Genomic DNA, 16,565 nt, shown 5'->3' on the forward strand with positions numbered 1-16,565 from the left:
GCGGTCTGATTGTTTGGGCTCAGGCTTTTTCCCGTGCGAGCTTTTTAGCGTCGCCCGCGGGCGGCGCCGATTTCTTGGCAGGCGCTTTCGCAGATTTCGCAGCTGGCTTTGCAGCGGAAGATTTTTCAGACTTCGAAGCTTTTGCAGTCTTCGCCGGCTTCTCTTCTTTTTCCTTCGCGACTTTAGCCTTGGTGCCGCGCGTAGGCTTGCCCTTCTTGCCACCGCCGTTGGCGATGCGCTCGTTGATGAGGGCGACGGCTTCGTCCATCGTCAGCTCGGCCGGGTTCTTGGCGCGCGGAACCGTGGCGTTGACCTTGTTATGCGTGACGTAGGGGCCATAGCGGCCTTCGAGCACCTGCACGGGGCCGCCTTCGGTTGGATGCGGTCCCAAATCCTTGACGACCTTCGGAGCGTTGCGCTGGAACCGGCTCTTGCCGCCGCCCGCGCGTTTCTCCGCGATCAGCGTCACCGCGCGATTGAGGCCGATGGTGAAAAGATCTTCGAGGCTTTCGAGGTTGACGTACGTCTTGGCGCCATCCTTCTCGTGAACGATGAAAGGTCCAAAGCGGCCGAGACCGGCGGTGATTATGCCGCCTTCGTCTGGATGCACGCCGACTTCGCGCGGCAGCGACAGGAGCTGCATCGCCTTGTCAAAGTCGAGCGTGGCGGCGTCGACGCCTTTTGGGATGCTCGACCGTTTGGGTTTTTCGTCGCCTTCGGCTTCGCCAAGCTGGATGTAGGGTCCGAAGCGGCCGGTGCGCAGCGTTACGGCAAGGCCGTCATCGTTATAGCCGAGGATCTTACCATCGAGAGCGGCGGCGTCGCCGTCGGTGCTTTGCGTGAGTTGGCGCGTATAGTTGCATTCGGGATAGTTGCCGCAGCCGATGAAGGCACCGTATTTGCCGGAGATCTTGAGGCTCAGGCGTCCGGTGCCGCACTTCGGGCAAAGGCGCGGGTCGCTGCCGTCGCCCTTATCGGGGAAGACGTGCGGCCCAAGCATTTCGTTCAGCGCTTCAAGCACGTCACCGACGCGCAGATCCTTGATCTCGCCGACGGCCGCCATGAAGTCGCGCCAGAAGTCGCGGAGCACTTCTTTATATGCGAGTTCATCGTTGGAGATGAGGTCGAGCTTTTCCTCAAGATCGGCCGTGAAATCGTATTCGACGTAGCGCTTGAAGAAGCTTTCGAGGAACGCAATGACAAGGCGGCCCTTGTCCTCGGGAATGAGGCGCTTCTTCTCGATGCGGACGTAATCGCGGTCGACGAGGACGGCCATGGTCGACGCGTAGGTCGATGGGCGGCCGATGCCGAGCTCTTCCATGCGTTTCACCAGCGTCGCTTCCGAGAAGCGGGGCGGTGGCTGAGTGAAGTGCTGGTCGGCGCTGATTTCCTTGTCCTTCAGGCGATCGCCGACGGCGAGCGGCGGCAGACGGCGGCTATCGTCATCCTCGTCGGATGGATCGTCCTTGCCCTTCTCGATGGTGCGGACGCGGTCGTCGCGGCCTTCCTCGTAGACCTTGAGGAAGCCGTCGAACATCAGAACCGAGCCATTGGCGCGAAGGCCGTAAGCCTTGCCGTCCGCACCTTTGACTTCAATTTCGGCTGTGGTCTGCTCGATGTCGGCGGGTGCCATCTGGCTGGCGATGGCGCGCTTCCAGATCAGCTCATAAAGTGCTGCCTGGTCCTTTTCGAGGTGCTTGCGGACCTGATCAGGCGTGCGGCGCGGGTCGGTCGGACGGATCGCCTCGTGCGCTTCTTGGGCGTTCTTGGCCTTGGTTTTGTATTCGCGGGCGAACGGCGTGTAGTTCTTGCCGTATTGCGCGCTGATGACGTCGCGGATCTGGCTGACGGCCTCGGGGACGATCTGGACGCCGTCCGTTCGCATGTAGGTTATGAGGCCGACCGTTTCGCCGCCGATATCGACGCCTTCATAAAGGCGCTGGGCGATCTGCATCGTTTGCTTGGCGGAAAAGCCGAGCTTACGGGATGCATCCATCTGCAGCGTCGAGGTCGTGAACGGCGCATAGGGATTGCGCTTGGTCGCCTTTTTCTCGATCGAGGCGACACGGAAATCCTGGCCGAGCAGGGCTTTGCGGATCGCGGTAGCTGTGGCTTCGTCCTTGATGTCGAGCTTCTTCAGCGCCGTTCCATCGATGCCCACGAGGCGGGCGCGGACGTCTTCATTCTTTGCGGTCGAGAGTAGGGCTTCGATCGTCCAGTATTCTTCGGTCTTGAATGCCTCGATCTCGGCTTCGCGGTCGCAGACAAGGCGCAGCGCCACTGATTGCACCCGTCCGGCGGAGCGGGAACCGGGAAGCTTGCGCCAGAGCACCGGGGACAGCGTGAAGCCGACGAGGTAGTCGAGGGCGCGGCGGGCGAGGTAGGCGTCCACCAGCGGTTCATCGATCTTGCGCGGCTCTTTCAGCGCGGCGAGGATCGACTGCTTGGTGATGGCGTTGAAGGCGACGCGTTCGACTTCCGTCCCTTTGCCAAGCGCCTTCTTCTGATTGAGAATTTGCAGGATGTGCCAGGAGATGGCCTCGCCTTCGCGATCAGGGTCGGTGGCAAGGATCAGCTTGTCCGCCTTTTTGACGGCTTCGGCGATCTCGCGCATGATTTTCTGGGATTTGCCGTCGACCTCCCAGTGCATCTCAAAGTCATGGTCGGGCTCGACCGAACCATCTTTCGGCGGCAGATCGCGCACGTGCCCGTAGGACGCGATGACCTTATAACCCGAACCCAAATATTTATTGATCGTCTTGGCCTTAGCGGCGGATTCGACGATGACGACGTTCATCTGGCGATTTCGCTCCTGGCGCCGTCTCCGCTCGTGGCGCGGATCGACGGCCCCAATTTGGTGCCGCTCGGCGGGGCGGGAACATGGTTGATCGCCGCAGCGCTGTCAAATCCCTGGTTGTCTCAATTAATGGTTGTGAAAAACATTAATATTGCTATCTATGGGGGAGTGAATCGCAAGCGGACGTGCGGAAGTTGCGGGATGCTATCGAATAAGATGAACCATTTGCACAACAGCCAAAATGCTGGTCAAGCGGACGCGAACCAACGGGATCGGCTGGAATACCTCGCTGATTTGTTGAGCGAGCTACAGCAAATGGCGCAGCGGGAGGGTTGCCGGAGGCTATCGCGCATGCTGGCGATATCCTATGCGGAGGCGCTGCGGGAGGCCCTTCGGAGAAGTACGGTCTAGGCCGCACGGAGCATAGAATGGCGGGCGCTCAGGGGCCTCTGAGGGCGACGAGGCTTTGCCCCTGGCGCTCGATGCGCCCTGCCAGATCAAGCTCCAGCAGCGCGATTTGGACCGTCTGGACGCTAAGCCCTGTCTGGCGGGTAATGGCATCGATCGCCACCGGAGCCGGGCCCAACGCCGTTAAAACGGCTTTCAAGGCGTCCTCTGGGGCGACGTCGGCCAGGGGGGCAGGGGGCGGGAAATCCTCGGGTTCCGGGTGCGCTTGGTCCGCATAGCCAGACCTGCGCTCCTGCAACCCCAGAATAGGGCGCAGGACGTCGACAATGTCCGCCGCTTCAGTCACCAGCGTCGCTCCATTTTTGATGAGCCGGTTTGTGCCTTCGGCGCGAGGATCGAGGGGATGGCCGGGAACCGCGAAGACCTCTCGCCCGAGTTCGTTGGCAAAGCGGGCGGTGATGAGAGTTCCGGAACGCGCCGCCGCTTCGACGACGATTACGCCGTAGACGAGGCCGGCTATGATGCGGTTGCGCCGGGGGAAGTCTTTGTCGCGCGGCTGCAGCCCGGGGGGGCGTTCGGTCACTAGGCAGCCTTCGGCTGCGATCCGCGCCTGCAGTTCGGCGTGCTCCGGCGGATAGATCCAGTCAATGCCGCCGCCCAGGACGGCGACTGTGCCGCCTCTGATCGAGGCCTCGTGTGCGGCCCGGTCGATGCCGCGGGCGAGACCCGATACGACCACGAAGCCCGTGTCGGAGAGTTCGCTTGCAAACTGTTTCGTCAATTGCGTGCCGGCGGCCGAGCACTGGCGGGAGCCGACGATCGCAATTGCGGGCTCGTTCAGAAGGTCTCGGCGGCCTTTGAGGTAGAGCATCGGCGGTGGCGCATCGATACGCGCCAAAACGGGCGGGTAGTCGCGTTCGACTGCGAAAACCGGAACGGCGCCGATGCGTTCGGCGGTAGCGAGTTCGCGCTCGGCGTCTGATTTGGGGCAGATGCGGATCGGTCGGCCAGCGCCGCCACGGCGGGAAAGGGTCGGCAGGATTTCGAGCGCCTTTGTGGCGCCGCCGTAATAGGAGATGAGATCTCGAAACGTCACCGGCCCGACGTTTTCGGATCGGATCAGCCGCAGACAGGCGAGACGCTCTTCCTGGGAGAGTTTGGCAATTGGTCCGGGCGACGTGCCGAATAGCTCGGCTTGATCAGGTTTTGGAGCCAATGGTGGGCTCCTCTCCGGAGATCAGGCGTCCGATATTGGCGCGGTGCTTCACGACGATGATCGCGCTCATGATGCTCGTTACGAGTGCCAGATCTCGGTCGCCCCAGAGCCAGGAAGCAACGACGACGCCGATGGTTGCAACGAGGGCTGCGAGTGATGAAATCCGGCTGAGCTTGGCGACGATGAGCCAGAGCACGGCAAAAACAAGTGCCAACTGCCACGCAAGCGCGATCAGTACGCCAAGATACGTTGCGACGCCCTTACCGCCCTTAAAGCCCAGCCAGACCGGATAAATGTGCCCGAGGAAGGCGGCGAGGCCGGCCAGCATTGCAGGCCCTTCGCCCAGGGCGTACCTGGCGATTACCACAGCGACGGCCCCCTTGGTCGCATCGAGCAGAAGTGTCGCCGCGGCCAGCTTTTTATTGCCGGTTCGCAGAACATTGGTGGCGCCGATGTTGCCCGATCCAATGCTGCGGATGTCGCCGAGGCCGGCAGCCTGCGTTAGCAGCAAGCCGAATGGGATCGAGCCAAGGAGATAGCCGAGAACGAGGCTCGCGACGACCGTCAGCCACGAGCCGTCGTCCGTCAGCAAAGCCAAGGGTGGCAACGAACTCATGAAGGGATCTCTCGCGAGGCCGGTTGGAGCGTCGACGAGAGGTAAAGCCTAGGTGCGCTCGACGCCAGCGTATTCATAAACCGTTTCGCCGGCGACGACGGTTCTGAGAACACGGCCTTGCATCTTGGCTTCATCGAACGGCGTGTTCTTGGAGCGTGACCGCAACAGGTCCTTGTTGACGACCCACGGCTCGCCCGGGTCGAAGAGGACGAGATCGGCGATGGCGCCTTTCGCCAAGCGTCCGGAATGGAGCCCCAAGAGGCGGGCGGGGTTGATTGTCAGGGCCCTGAGAACGCCGGGCAAGGTGATGTCGCCGGAATGGACGAGCCGAAGAGCCGCGGACAGGAGCGTTTCGAGCCCGACGGCGCCGTCGGCGGCTTCCGCGAAGGGGCGGCGCTTGGTATCTGCGTCCTGCGGGTCGTGGCTCGAAACGATGATGTCGATATCGCCGTTGGCGACGGCCTGAACCATGGCGACGCGATCTTCCTCGCGCCGAAGCGGTGGTCTCACCTTGAAGAAGGTGCGATAGGAGCCGATGTCGTTCTCGTTGAGCGTCAGGTGATTGATCGAGACGCCGCAGCTGACGGGTAGCTTTTTGGCTTTGGCGCCTTTGACGACATCGAGGCTGTCCTGGCAGCTTATCGTTGCGGCGTGATAACGACCGCCGGTCAATTCGACGAGACGGACGTCGCGTTCGAGCACGATCGTTTCGGCGATTTTGGAAACACCCGAAAGGCCGAGCCGGGCCGCGACCTCGCCGGAGTTCATCGCGCCGCTCGAGAGATATGGATCTTCCGTGTGGTGGACGACGAGAGCTCCGAAATCCTTGGCGTAGCTCAGCACGTTGCGCATGACGCGCGTGTTGACGACGCTTGCCTTGCCGTTCGAGAAGGCAACGGCGCCAGCGCGCTTCAGGAGACCGATTTCGGTCATCTCCTCGCCCTGCAGACCTTTCGTCATTGCGGCCATGGTGTGGACGTGGACAAGGGCGTTGTCGCGGGCGCGGCGCTGGATGAAATCGACGAGCGCGACCTGGTCGATCACCGGGTTGGTGTCCGGCATCACGACGATGGTGGTGACGCCGCCGGCGGCAGCAGCGTGACTTGCGGTTTTGAGCGTTTCGCGGTGCTCGTATCCCGGTTCGCCGGTGAAGACCTGTGCATCGATCAGGCCTGGGGCAAGCACGTTGCCTTTGCAGTCGATAACCGTTGCGCCCTCCGGCGCATTTCGGCGGAGGTGGCCGCCGAGATCGGCTATCAGGCCGTCTTTGACGAGCAAGCCGCCGGGTTCGTCCCTGTTCGATGCAGGGTCAATGATGCGGGCGTTGATGAAGACGGTCGCATTGCCGACGGTCTTGGGCTTTTCGATCGGCTTCCTCATGGCGCGTCCTCGGCGAAGCCCGGCAGGTGGGCCGACAGGGCTTCGAGAACGGCCATTCGTACTGCAACGCCCATTTCTACCTGTTCGCGGATCACGCTTCGGGAGTGGTCAGCGACGGTCGAGGCGATCTCGACGCCGCGGTTCATCGGGCCTGGATGCATCACGAGCGCATCGGGCTTGGCGCGGGCGAGCTTTTCCTGATCGAGGCCGAAGAAATGGAAGAACTCGCGGCTTGACGGCACATAGGAGGCGTCCATGCGCTCGCGCTGCAGACGCAGCATCATGACGATGTCGACGCCTTCGATGCCTTTCCACATATCGGTGAAGACTTCACAACCAAGCCGCTCCGGTGACGACGGTAGAAGCGTTGTCGGCGCGATGATGCGGACGCGAGCGCCAAGGGCGTTCAAAACATTGATATTGGACCGGGCGACGCGCGAATGAAGAACGTCTCCGCAGATCGCGACAGTGAGACCCGCGATGCGGCCTTTGGCACGCCGGATCGTCAATGCGTCAAGCAGGGCTTGGGTCGGATGCTGATGGGCGCCGTCGCCGGCATTGATGACTGAGCAATCGACCTTCTGCGAGAGGAGCTCGACGGCACCGGCTGCATGGTGGCGCACGACGATGATGTCGGGCCGCATGGCGTTCAGCGTCACGGCGGTGTCGATTAGGGTTTCGCCCTTGGTGACCGACGAAGTCGCGACGTTCATGTTCATGACGTCGGCGCTGAGGCGCTTGCCCGCCATCTCGAACGACGATTGCGTGCGCGTGGATGATTCAAAGAAGAGATTGATCAGCGTTCGGCCAGCGAGAACTTGGCGTTTTCGGCCGTTATTTCTGATGTGATCGGCATTGCGATCGGCGAGGTCGAGAAGAAAATTGATCTCATTCGCCGACAGACCTTCGCAAGTCAGCAAATGGCGGCGCGGAAAGACTTTCAGCGCGTTGGAATTCGATTTCGTTGTCATTAAAGGCGCTTCTATAGGGGGAGTCTGGCGGGGCTGCAAGCTCGGGGCGCGACATCAATCGCAAAGCCCTTAACGGAGCCTGAAATGCAACGGTCTGTACGGCGTCGGCGCGAAATTATTTCAAAGATGCAAGGTTTGGCTTAGCCCGGTCGCGCCAATGTCGGCACAGATCCAGTCATCCTCGAGCTTGTCCTGAGGATCCACCGGACCGGAGTGCCTGTAGGGCGATGGTTCCTCGGCATAAAGCCGAGGATAACACGGGTGAGGGAAGAACCGTGTCAGTTTCCTTGTTTCAAGCGGTCAAGGGCGCTTTGCAGAATGATCGTGGCGGCGAGTTTGTCGATCACCTCGGCGCGGCGCTTGCGGGTCTGATCGGCGTCGATGAGCATGCGTTCGGCTTCGACGGTCGTCAGGCGCTCGTCCCACAGCAAGATCGGCAGCGGCGACAATTTATTAAGATTGCGGGCAAGCGCACGCGTCGCCTGGGCACGCGGTCCTTCGGTTCCGTCCAGGTTTCGCGGCAGGCCGAGCACCAACCCCGCGACGCCGTGCTCGGCGGTAAGAGCGAACAGCCTTTCGGCGTCGGCGGTGAACTTCGTCCTGCGGATCGTCTCGAGGGCTGAGGCGATCGTGCGGCGCACATCGGACAGCGCAAGGCCCAGTGTCTTGGTGCCGGCATCGATGCCGATCAGGCGGCCGGAGCCTGCGGCGGCGGCTGTGAATTGGGCAGGATCCTCGGTGGTCACTCCGAGAGGCGCTGGGTTGAGTGGTCGGGTCACGAAGAAGCCTATTCGAAGCCGGGAAGCGTTTTCGCCCTGGCTCTAGCAGCTTCGGCGACAAATTGGCATCGGAAGTGGGGCGGTTTCGGCTCTCGCGGCCATTTGCAGGACTTAACCGCGTGAGGACTGCCGCCGCTGGTTGCATTGGGGGCGCTTGCCCGGTTATGAGTGCGGCGCAATCCCCCGATTTCTTGAAGGGAATTTTCATGCAGGTCGACGAAGCGACCGTTCGCCGTATCGCGCGCCTCGCCCGGCTCAAGGTGAGCGACGAAGAGGCAAAGGGTCTCGAAAAGGAGCTTTCGGGCATTCTCGACTGGGTCAAGCAACTCGACGAAGTCGATACGTCGGCGGTCGAGCCGATGACGCGCGTCGTCGATCAGAAGCTCAAGATGCGCGACGACGTCGTGACTGACGGCGAGATTGCCGATCAGGTGACGGCGAACGCGCCGATGTCGGAAGACAATTTCTTCGTCGTGCCGAAAGTCGTGGAGTAAGCGGTGACCGATCTTACCAAACTCACCCTGGCCGAAGCGCGCGATGGACTGTCGAAGAAATCCTTCACGTCGACCGAGTTGACGGACGCGTTTCTCTCCGCGATCGAGAAGGGCAACGGGGCTCTCAACGCGTATGTCCTGCCGACGCCGGAGCACGCGCGCGCGCAAGCGAAGGAAAGCGACAAGAGGATTGCCGAGGGCAACGCCCGTCCGCTCGAAGGCCTGCCGATCGGCAACAAGGATCTGTTTTGCACCAACGGCATTCGCACGACTGCCTGCTCGAAAATTCTCGATGACTTCAAGCCGACCTATGAATCGACGGTCGGGCAGAACTTGTGGGACGCCGGGGCGGTGATGCTCGGCAAGCTCAACAACGACGAATTCGCAATGGGTTCCTCGAACGAGACGAGCGCATTCGGGAATGTCGTGAGCCCATGGCGGCGAAAGGGCAAGGACGGCAAGGCTTCGACGGACAAGCTCGTGCCGGGCGGGTCTTCGGGCGGCTCATCCTCGGCGGTTGCCGCCAACCTCTGCCTGGCCGCGACGGCAACGGACACCGGCGGTTCGATCCGCCAGCCTGCGGCGCTAACGGGCACTGTCGGCATCAAGCCGACGTACGGGCGCTGCTCGCGCTGGGGCATCGTGGCGTTTGCGTCGTCGCTCGATCAGGCGGGGCCGATCGCCAAGACGGTGCGCGACAGCGCGATCATGCTGAAGGCGATGGCAAGCCACGATCCGAAGGATACGACGTCGGTCGACGCGCCGGTGCCAGATTACGAGGCGACGCTCGGCAAAGGTATCAAAGGCCTGCGCGTCGGAATACCAAAAGAATATCGCGTCGACGGCATGTCGCCGGAAATCCAGAAGCTGTGGGATGACGGCATCGCGTGGCTGAAATCGGCCGGCGCGACGATCCACGAAATCTCGCTGCCGCATACGAAATATGCGCTGCCTGCCTATTATATCGTGGCACCCGCCGAGTGCTCATCGAACCTCGCACGTTACGACGGCATGCGTTATGGCCTGCGCGTCAACGGCGATAATCTGATCGATACGTATGAGAAAACGCGTGCGGCCGGTTTCGGCAAGGAAGTGCGCCGCCGGATTTTGATCGGTACGTATGTGCTTTCTGCGGGCTATTACGACGCCTATTATCTCAAAGCGCAGAAAGTCCGCACGCTTATAAAGAAGGATTTCGATGAGGCGTGGAGCAAGGTCGATGTGGTTCTCACACCGACGACGCCGTCACCGGCCTTTGCGTTCGGCGAAAAGTCCGGCGATCCTCTGGCCATGTATCTGGAGGACATCTTTACCGTGACGGTGAACATGGCGGGGCTTCCGGGCATGTCCATTCCGGGTGGGCTGTCTTCGCAGGGAACGCCGCTCGGTCTGCAGTTGATCGGCAAGCCGTTCGACGAGGAAACGCTGTTTCGGACTGCTCAGGTGATTGAAGATTCCGCCGGCCGTTTTCCTGTGCCGGACGCGTGGTGGATGAAGGGCTGAAGTCATGGACCCAAAACGTCCGTGGGAATGCGCAGACATGTCCCAGGTGCGAAGCGAGATCGATCGGATCGACGCGGCGTTGGTTGATCTGATTGCAGAGCGCTATGGTTATGTCGATCGAGCCTGGCAGCTTAAAATGACGACGCGGGAAGGCGCCGTCGTGCAATGGCGCATTCAGCAGGTCATCGACCGGGTGAAGGGGCGCGCGTCGGAAAAAGGTATGCCGGCTGAGATGGTCGAGATGGTCGGCGCACAGTGGCGCAATATGATCGGCTGGTTCGTGCAGTACGAAGAAGAAAAGCTGCGCCAGGCGCAAGAGGCTCACGAGAAGCCGGGAGCGAACGGTGGGACCTGATTTTCAGCCGGATGTACCGTTGGGCGAAGTGCTGCTCTACGGCATCTTCAATCCGGCGACGATTATCGTCGCATATTTGCTCGGTCAGCGCGCCGACGACAAAGCCAAGATCCTGATCGCGGGGTTTGGCGGCGCGGTCGCAGGGGCCGCGCTCCTTTATATCGTGACGTTGCTGCGGATCTGGGATGCGCCGACGCTGGGGCGGGCGGTCGCCGGCGTGTTCATCGTGTCGCTGATTGCGGGCTTCATCTACGCGGCTATCGGGTTTGCCATGAAGGGTCGGGCCGGAGGCAGAAAATGAGTTCTCAGAAAATCGCTGAAAAGCCGAAATCAAAGAACCTCATCTCGGGGGCGACGGGCGATTGGGAGATCGTGATCGGCATGGAGGTGCATGCCCAGGTCGCCTCGAAGTCGAAACTCTTTTCCGGCGCATCGACCGGATTCGGCGCGGAACCCAACAGCCATGTATCGCTGGTCGATGCGGCGATGCCCGGCATGCTGCCGGTCATCAATCGCGAGTGCGTGGCGCAGGCGATCCGCACCGGGCTTGGACTCAAGGCGGAAATCAATCTGAAGAGCGTCTTCGACCGGAAGAACTATTTCTATCCGGACCTGCCACAGGGCTATCAGATCTCGCAGTACAAGCAGCCGATCGTCGGCGAGGGCGAAATCGAGATCGAGGTCGATGGCGAAACGCTGAAGATCGGCGTCGAGCGGCTTCACCTGGAACAGGACGCGGGGAAGTCGCTGCACGACCAGCACCCCGACTATTCATACGTCGACCTCAATCGCTCCGGCGTGGCGCTGATGGAGATCGTGTCGCGGCCGGACCTTAGGTCGTCGAAGCAGGCGCAGGCCTATATCACCAAGCTGCGCACGATCCTGCGTTATCTCGGGACCTCCGACGGCGATATGGAGAAGGGGAACCTTCGTGCCGACGTCAACGTCTCGGTGCGCAAACCCGGAGACAAGTTCGGCACACGTTGCGAAATCAAGAACGTCAATTCGATCCGATTCATCGGCCAAGCCATCGAGTATGAGGCGCGCCGGCAGATCGATATCATCGAGGGCGGCGGCACCATCGATCAGGAAACGCGGTTGTTCGATTCCGGCAAGGGCGAGACGCGTTCGATGCGGTCGAAGGAAGAAGCGCACGATTATCGCTATTTCCCTGATCCGGATCTTCTGCCGCTGGAATTCTCGCAGCGCTACGTCGAGGAACTGAAGTCCGATTTGCCCGAGCTTCCGGATGAAAAGCGCGCGCGCTTCATGAAGAGCTTCGGCTTGTCGGGCTACGACGCGGACGTGCTCGTCGCCGAGCGGTCCTCAGCCGATTACTTCGAGACGGTTGCCAAGGGCCGCGATGGCAAACTTGCCGCCAACTGGGTCATCAACGAATTGTTTGGTCGGTTGAACAAGGAAGGCCAATCGATCGAGGACAGCCCCGTTTCCGCTGCACAACTCGGCGGCATCGTGGATCTCATCGGATCGAATGCCATCTCGGGCAAGATCGCCAAGGATCTTTTCGAGATCTTGTGGACCGAGGGCGGCGACCCGGCGGACATCGTCGAAAAGCGCGGCATGAAGCAGGTGACGGACACCGGCGCCATCGAAAAGGCCGTCGATGCCATCATTGCCGCCAATCCGGAAAAGGTCGAGCAGGCGAAGGCGAAGCCATCGATGCTCGGCTGGTTCGTCGGTCAGGTGATGAAATCGACCGGCGGCAAGGCGAACCCGGCCGCCGTGAACGATATCCTGAAAGCTAAGCTCGGGCTCTAACGGGCTGCTTTGCCGGCACTGTCTGGAGGGCCAGTTGTCTGGCCCTTCTGTCTTTGAGGCCCGTCAGTGCAACGTGGGCGATGCCGATGCATGCGAGCAGGACCAAGCCTCCCGGCGCGATCGCTGCAATCAGGTAGATGATTTTTGTCGTTGTCATTGGCCTCTCCTTTGGAGGCGTTTTTTCTATTGCGACAAATCATAGCACCGACAGTTTGCAGCCACGCTCACGCGCCGCGTAAAAATGCGAAAGCGAAGTTTGGACTTCGCTAACCTCCGTTAATGATTTGCTAGCTTAGCGCCACCAACGGCGAAGACCGCTTCACAACGGCCGGACGATGAGTGGCATCCCGCCTTTCGGCCGGAGAGTGACGCGGCTGACGGGCTCCGGCGCGAGCTTGCCGTCCCATTCGAAGCGCGCATTCCGGAGGAGAGTTGCCAGAATGGCGGTGGCTTCCAGGATCGCGAACGAGGAACCGATGCAGATCCGCTGACCGTAGCCGAACGGCATGAATTGCGTGCGCGGATAGCGTGCTTCCTTCTCCGGCAGGAAGCGATCCGGATCGAAGCGGTTGGGATCTTCCCACAGGGCACGATGGCGATGGATGATGAAGATCGGCATGACGATCAGCGTCGAATTCTGAAGCTCCTTGCCGCCGATCTCGATGCCATCGGCGTTGACGCGCGTCATGACGGGCGCCGGAGGATAGAGGCGCATAACCTCTTTCAGCACGCGCGACAAAGTCGGGAGCTTGTTGATCGTCTCGGCCGTGATTGGGCCATTTCCGACCGTTGCCGTGATTTCGTCGCGAAGACGTTCCTGCCATTCCGGCGCACGCGCAAGAATGTAGAGCGCCCAGGTCAGCGCTTTGGCGGTGGTCTCATGCCCGGCGAATAAGAACGTCGCGAGATTGTCGGCGATGATTTCATCGGACATCGGTTGCCCGGTCTCGGGGTCCTTGGCTGCGAGCATTCGCGCGACGAGGTCGTTGCTTTCGGATTGATCGCGATGGCGTCTGGCGACCAGTCCTTTGACGATGGCCCGCAGTTCGGCGGCGGACCGCTTCATCCGAGTTTTGCCAGGATGCCAGTAGGTCTCGGGGTATTGCAGTAGAGCGGCCGCGACTTCCCACGATATCGGATCGAGATAAGCGCGGCCCGAGCGTTTAATGGTATCGCCATCGGCTTCGCTGATTCCGGCCAAGATCGTTCGCGCGACGACGTTGAACGTCGCTTCGGTCATGTCGGCTTCGACATCGGTCGTGAACGCTGCGCCGGGGCGTCGCCGCCATTGCATGACACATCGGTCGGCAGCGTCGACCATGGCGGGAACGTAAGAGAGCAGCTCGGAATGCCTGAACGGCGGGCTTGCGATTTTCCGCTGCCAGCGCCAGCTGTCGCCTTGGGCCGTTAAAAGTCCGTCGCCGACGACGGGCCGAAGCACGCGCCGGTCGAGGCGCGTTTTCGGAAATCGGTCTGCGTTCTTGACTAGGATGTTTTCGACCAGCGCAGGATCGGTCACCCAGGCGACAAGCGTGCGCTTCTTGCCATAGGTGACGATTGGCTCGTCATAGACCGCTTGCGGGATTGCCCGCAGCGGATTGCGAACGAACCGGCCCAGAAACGGCAGCAGCGGCAGCGGACGCGATGCTGGCGTGACTGTCGGCGGATAGAGCGCGGATGTCATCGGTCTTGTTGCTCACGTCGTCACGATGCGCCGGCGCTTGACGGAGTTTGGCAATGAAAGCGTCCGCGCCCCTTAGGCGGACGCCTTTTTTGCGCGTGCGAGGCCGGAAAGCTTCTTGAGGCGCTTGCGAGCCGCGGCCGTGTTGCCCTGAATGCGGGTCTGAGTCGGGCGGTCGATGGTGCGACGGGCCTTCTTCTTCTGCTTCTGAATATTCTTCAACGACGTCTTAGACATGGGAAAACAGCCTCGATAAGTGGAATTTCAATGCGATGCCCGGGCACTCGGCGCGGTATTGGAGCGTTCATCTACGGGATCAGGCCCATTCGCGCAAGCTCAGGCTTGCCGGAGCGCGTCAGGGGGCGGCGCTTGAACCGAGAAGATAGCCAAAACCGAAGTAGGACGGGGCTATTATGCCTGCCGCCCAAATGAAGGCCGATGCGATATTGGCGAGCTGAAACTGCCACTGTGGCAAAGCGTACATGCCAGCGACAACCGGAATGACGGCGCGGATCGGACCGAAGAAATGGCCGAAGAAAACGCTGAGGGCGCCCCATTTATCAAAGAAGGCCTGTCCGCTATCGACCATCTGAGGGTTGCGGTTGAAAGGCCAAAGCTCGCGAATGCCGTTCTTGTAATAGAGGCCGATCCAGTACGACAGCGCGTAGCCGACCGAACCGCCGACGCCGGCCGCAACGATCGCGGGCCACAAGACGCTCAGCTCGACACCGCTCTTGGCAAGAAGTGCGGAAATGCCGACCAGAATAGCGGTGCCCGGCCACAGGATCGAGAGAAAGCAGAAGCTTTCGAGAAAGGCGACAAGGAACGCGACGGGGACGGCCCAATTTTCGTTCGCTCTGACGAAAGTTACGATCGCGTCGACGAATTCCTGCACGCTCATTCTGATGCTTTCGGATTAGACGTTTTTATTTGCATTTCCGGCGTGCGCGGAGAAAAAGCCATCTGCGCAAAATAGGAAGTCCGCGTTTCGCTTCAAGTCTTACCGGCACCTGCGCGCGATTTCCTGCGCAAGCTCACGCGAGACTTCGCGCGAAAGCATGGCGCCGCGGGCAACTTGAGCCGATGTGAGTCCGACATAGGCGCCGCCGGTCAGCACTGCTGGACCGCGATCGGCTTCTTCTTTGCCGTGCGCCAACTCCGCACACGTCAGTTCCTTGCGCTTTTTGCTCAGTGCCATCAGGCGCACGCCCGACGCATATTCGTGAGGTCCAGCCGGTTGTTTCACCCAGGCGCGGGATGAATCCGCCATATAGGAATCGTAGACCATCTTGCGCTGGCTAATGCAGACATGACTGTCGTCGACGCATTTGAGACCGTGGGCGGGATCGCCGAGCGCTGCCTGGTTGCCCGAGCAGCCACCGACGGCGAACAGCACGAAGGCCAGCGACGCGACGGCTTTCGGCTTTGCTCGGGGCGTGATCCTGGGGCTATGCAAGACGGGTTCCGTTATTGTTTCACACTGGCGGTAGAAAGCCAGCGTGGCGGGCTCGTGGCAGAGTGCGGCCCAAGATGTGACGCTTGCCTTAGCCACTAGCGAGATTCGCGGCGAAACGGCATCTTTGGTCCACAAGATCGTTCAAGAAGAGAATTCCAATGGCTTATTCCATTCGCGTGCACGTTCCCGGCGGTCCCGAAGCCCTGGTTCTGGAGGAAGTGCCAATGCCTGTTCCAGGGCAAGGCGAGGTCCTTCTTCGCCAGCATGCGATTGGGGTCAACTATATCGATATCTATCACCGGTCTGGGCTTTATAAGCTGCCCGGCTATCCCGCCACGATCGGGTCGGAAGGTGCGGGAGAGATCATCGCCGTCGGACCGGGCGTCGAACGATTGAAGGTCGGCGACCGCGTCGCTTATGCTGGGCCGCTCGGTGCCTACGCCGATATCCGAACGGTCTCGGAAAATCGTCTGGTGAAGCTGCCGGATGGGATCGACTACGAGCTTGCGGCGTCGATGCTGCTCAGGGGCATGACCGTCCGGAGTCTGCTGCGAGAAGTTTATCGCGTCGATAAAGGCACGACATTGCTGTTTCACGCAGCGGCTGGAGGTGTGGGCCTCATTGCCTGCCAGTGGGTGCGCGCGCTCGGCGCAACGATGATCGGGACCGTGAGTTCCGATGCGAAAGCCAACCTCGCGCGCGAAAATGGCTGCACACACGTCATTAACACAACGCGTGAGGATTTCGTCGAACGCACGCGCGCGCTGACTGGAGGGAAGGGGTGTGACGTCGTCTACGACTCGGTCGGCAAGGACACGTTTCCAAAATCGCTCGATTGTCTGAAGCCGAAGGGGCTCTGGGTTTCGTTCGGCAATTCTTCCGGGCCGGTTCCGCCTTTCGAGCTAACGGCGCTCAAAGGCTCACTTTTCGCCACGCGCCCGTCGATTTTAGCTTATACGGCCACAACCCAGGAGCTCGAAGAGAATGCGGCAGACCTCTTCGAGATGGTGTTGAGCAAGAAAATTCGGATCACGAGCAACCATCGATATCCGTTGGCCAGGGCGGCCGATGCGCATCGTGATCTGGAGACCCGTAGAACGACGGGTTCGGTTATTCTCGTTCCCTGAGGA

16 protein-coding genes are annotated in these 16,565 nt (G+C 60.9%); 6 read left to right on the forward strand and 10 right to left on the reverse strand.

Annotated features, from left to right (window positions below):
• Positions 1-19: 19 nt before the first annotated feature.
• The 6 genes from topA to ruvX all read right to left on the reverse strand — a co-directional run bounded on the left by topA (position 20) and on the right by ruvX (position 8,167).
• The gene (topA, locus tag QM780_RS02260) at positions 20-2,797 is read right to left on the reverse strand and encodes a type I DNA topoisomerase (RefSeq protein ID WP_415068859.1); all 2,778 of its coding nucleotides are present in this window, start codon (positions 2,795-2,797) and stop codon (positions 20-22) included.
• 439 nt (positions 2,798-3,236) lie between these two features.
• Positions 3,237-4,421 (reverse strand): DNA-processing protein DprA, encoded by a 1,185-nt coding sequence (gene dprA, locus QM780_RS02265; protein ID WP_415068860.1) that lies wholly within the window; start codon positions 4,419-4,421, stop codon positions 3,237-3,239.
• Entirely contained in the window at positions 4,405-5,037 is a 633-nt protein-coding gene (gene plsY / locus QM780_RS02270) for a glycerol-3-phosphate 1-O-acyltransferase PlsY (protein WP_415068861.1), read from the reverse strand. Before plsY ends, dprA begins: the two co-directional genes overlap by 17 nt.
• 48 nt (positions 5,038-5,085) lie before the next feature.
• Entirely contained in the window at positions 5,086-6,417 is a 1,332-nt protein-coding gene (locus tag QM780_RS02275) for a dihydroorotase (protein WP_415068862.1), read from the reverse strand.
• Complete coding sequence (locus tag QM780_RS02280; RefSeq protein WP_415068863.1) at positions 6,414-7,388, reverse strand: aspartate carbamoyltransferase catalytic subunit; 975 nt, start codon at positions 7,386-7,388, stop codon at positions 6,414-6,416. The genes QM780_RS02275 and QM780_RS02280 overlap by 4 nt, the downstream gene beginning before the upstream one ends.
• A gap of 278 nt (positions 7,389-7,666) precedes the next feature.
• Positions 7,667-8,167, reverse strand: a complete 501-nt coding sequence (gene ruvX / locus QM780_RS02285; protein ID WP_415068864.1) for a Holliday junction resolvase RuvX — start codon at positions 8,165-8,167, stop codon at positions 7,667-7,669.
• A gap of 206 nt (positions 8,168-8,373) precedes the next feature.
• Between ruvX and gatC the strand changes: the two genes are divergently transcribed.
• Genes gatC through gatB form a run of 5 tightly spaced genes read left to right on the forward strand, consistent with a single transcriptional unit; the run spans position 8,374 to position 12,298 of the window.
• Positions 8,374-8,661, forward strand: a complete 288-nt coding sequence (gene gatC, locus QM780_RS02290) for an Asp-tRNA(Asn)/Glu-tRNA(Gln) amidotransferase subunit GatC (RefSeq protein WP_415068865.1) — start codon at positions 8,374-8,376, stop codon at positions 8,659-8,661.
• Positions 8,662-8,664: 3 nt separating this feature from the next.
• A complete protein-coding gene (gene gatA / locus QM780_RS02295) occupies positions 8,665-10,164 on the forward strand; it encodes an Asp-tRNA(Asn)/Glu-tRNA(Gln) amidotransferase subunit GatA (RefSeq protein WP_415068866.1) in 1,500 nt (499 codons plus the stop codon).
• Positions 10,165-10,201: 37 nt separating this feature from the next.
• The gene (locus QM780_RS02300) at positions 10,202-10,519 is read left to right on the forward strand and encodes a chorismate mutase (RefSeq protein ID WP_415068867.1); all 318 of its coding nucleotides are present in this window, start codon (positions 10,202-10,204) and stop codon (positions 10,517-10,519) included.
• Positions 10,509-10,820, forward strand: a complete 312-nt coding sequence (locus tag QM780_RS02305; RefSeq protein ID WP_415068868.1) for a hypothetical protein — start codon at positions 10,509-10,511, stop codon at positions 10,818-10,820. Before QM780_RS02300 ends, QM780_RS02305 begins: the two co-directional genes overlap by 11 nt.
• Positions 10,817-12,298 (forward strand): Asp-tRNA(Asn)/Glu-tRNA(Gln) amidotransferase subunit GatB, encoded by a 1,482-nt coding sequence (gene gatB / locus QM780_RS02310; protein WP_415068869.1) that lies wholly within the window; start codon positions 10,817-10,819, stop codon positions 12,296-12,298. The genes QM780_RS02305 and gatB overlap by 4 nt, the downstream gene beginning before the upstream one ends.
• Before the next feature lie 319 nt (positions 12,299-12,617).
• Here the strand turns inward: gatB and QM780_RS02315 are convergent, their stop codons facing one another.
• The 4 genes from QM780_RS02315 to QM780_RS02330 all read right to left on the reverse strand — a co-directional run bounded on the left by QM780_RS02315 (position 12,618) and on the right by QM780_RS02330 (position 15,435).
• The gene (locus QM780_RS02315) at positions 12,618-13,982 is read right to left on the reverse strand and encodes a cytochrome P450 (RefSeq protein WP_415068870.1); all 1,365 of its coding nucleotides are present in this window, start codon (positions 13,980-13,982) and stop codon (positions 12,618-12,620) included.
• 72 nt (positions 13,983-14,054) lie between these two features.
• Positions 14,055-14,216, reverse strand: a complete 162-nt coding sequence (locus QM780_RS02320; RefSeq protein WP_415068871.1) for a hypothetical protein — start codon at positions 14,214-14,216, stop codon at positions 14,055-14,057.
• A gap of 118 nt (positions 14,217-14,334) precedes the next feature.
• The gene (locus QM780_RS02325) at positions 14,335-14,880 is read right to left on the reverse strand and encodes a DedA family protein (protein WP_415068872.1); all 546 of its coding nucleotides are present in this window, start codon (positions 14,878-14,880) and stop codon (positions 14,335-14,337) included.
• Positions 14,881-14,979: 99 nt separating this feature from the next.
• Entirely contained in the window at positions 14,980-15,435 is a 456-nt protein-coding gene (locus QM780_RS02330) for a hypothetical protein (RefSeq protein ID WP_415068873.1), read from the reverse strand.
• Between the two features lie 158 nt (positions 15,436-15,593).
• Between QM780_RS02330 and QM780_RS02335 the strand changes: the two genes are divergently transcribed.
• Positions 15,594-16,562 carry a quinone oxidoreductase family protein gene (locus tag QM780_RS02335; protein WP_415068874.1) on the forward strand — a complete coding sequence of 323 codons (969 nt, stop codon included), beginning with the start codon at positions 15,594-15,596 and terminating at the stop codon, positions 16,560-16,562.
• The last annotated feature ends 3 nt before the right edge of the window (positions 16,563-16,565 follow it).

The organism is Hyphomicrobium sp. (assembly GCF_047600905.1).
Classification (GTDB): Bacteria; Pseudomonadota; Alphaproteobacteria; order Rhizobiales; family Hyphomicrobiaceae; genus Hyphomicrobium_B.

Coding starts and splice junctions, on each gene's coding strand:
- topA (WP_415068859.1), bottom strand. CDS start 2,797: ATGAACGTCGTCATCGTCGAATCCGCCGCTAAGGCCAAGACGATCAAT.
- plsY (WP_415068861.1), bottom strand. CDS start 5,037: ATGAGTTCGTTGCCACCCTTGGCTTTGCTGACGGACGACGGCTCGTGG.
- QM780_RS02275 (WP_415068862.1), bottom strand. CDS start 6,417: ATGAGGAAGCCGATCGAAAAGCCCAAGACCGTCGGCAATGCGACCGTC.
- QM780_RS02280 (WP_415068863.1), bottom strand. CDS start 7,388: ATGACAACGAAATCGAATTCCAACGCGCTGAAAGTCTTTCCGCGCCGC.
- gatC (WP_415068865.1), top strand. CDS start 8,374: ATGCAGGTCGACGAAGCGACCGTTCGCCGTATCGCGCGCCTCGCCCGG.
- QM780_RS02300 (WP_415068867.1), top strand. CDS start 10,202: ATGTCCCAGGTGCGAAGCGAGATCGATCGGATCGACGCGGCGTTGGTT.
- gatB (WP_415068869.1), top strand. CDS start 10,817: ATGAGTTCTCAGAAAATCGCTGAAAAGCCGAAATCAAAGAACCTCATC.
- QM780_RS02315 (WP_415068870.1), bottom strand. CDS start 13,982: ATGACATCCGCGCTCTATCCGCCGACAGTCACGCCAGCATCGCGTCCG.
- QM780_RS02320 (WP_415068871.1), bottom strand. CDS start 14,216: ATGTCTAAGACGTCGTTGAAGAATATTCAGAAGCAGAAGAAGAAGGCC.
- QM780_RS02325 (WP_415068872.1), bottom strand. CDS start 14,880: ATGAGCGTGCAGGAATTCGTCGACGCGATCGTAACTTTCGTCAGAGCG.
- QM780_RS02335 (WP_415068874.1), top strand. CDS start 15,594: ATGGCTTATTCCATTCGCGTGCACGTTCCCGGCGGTCCCGAAGCCCTG.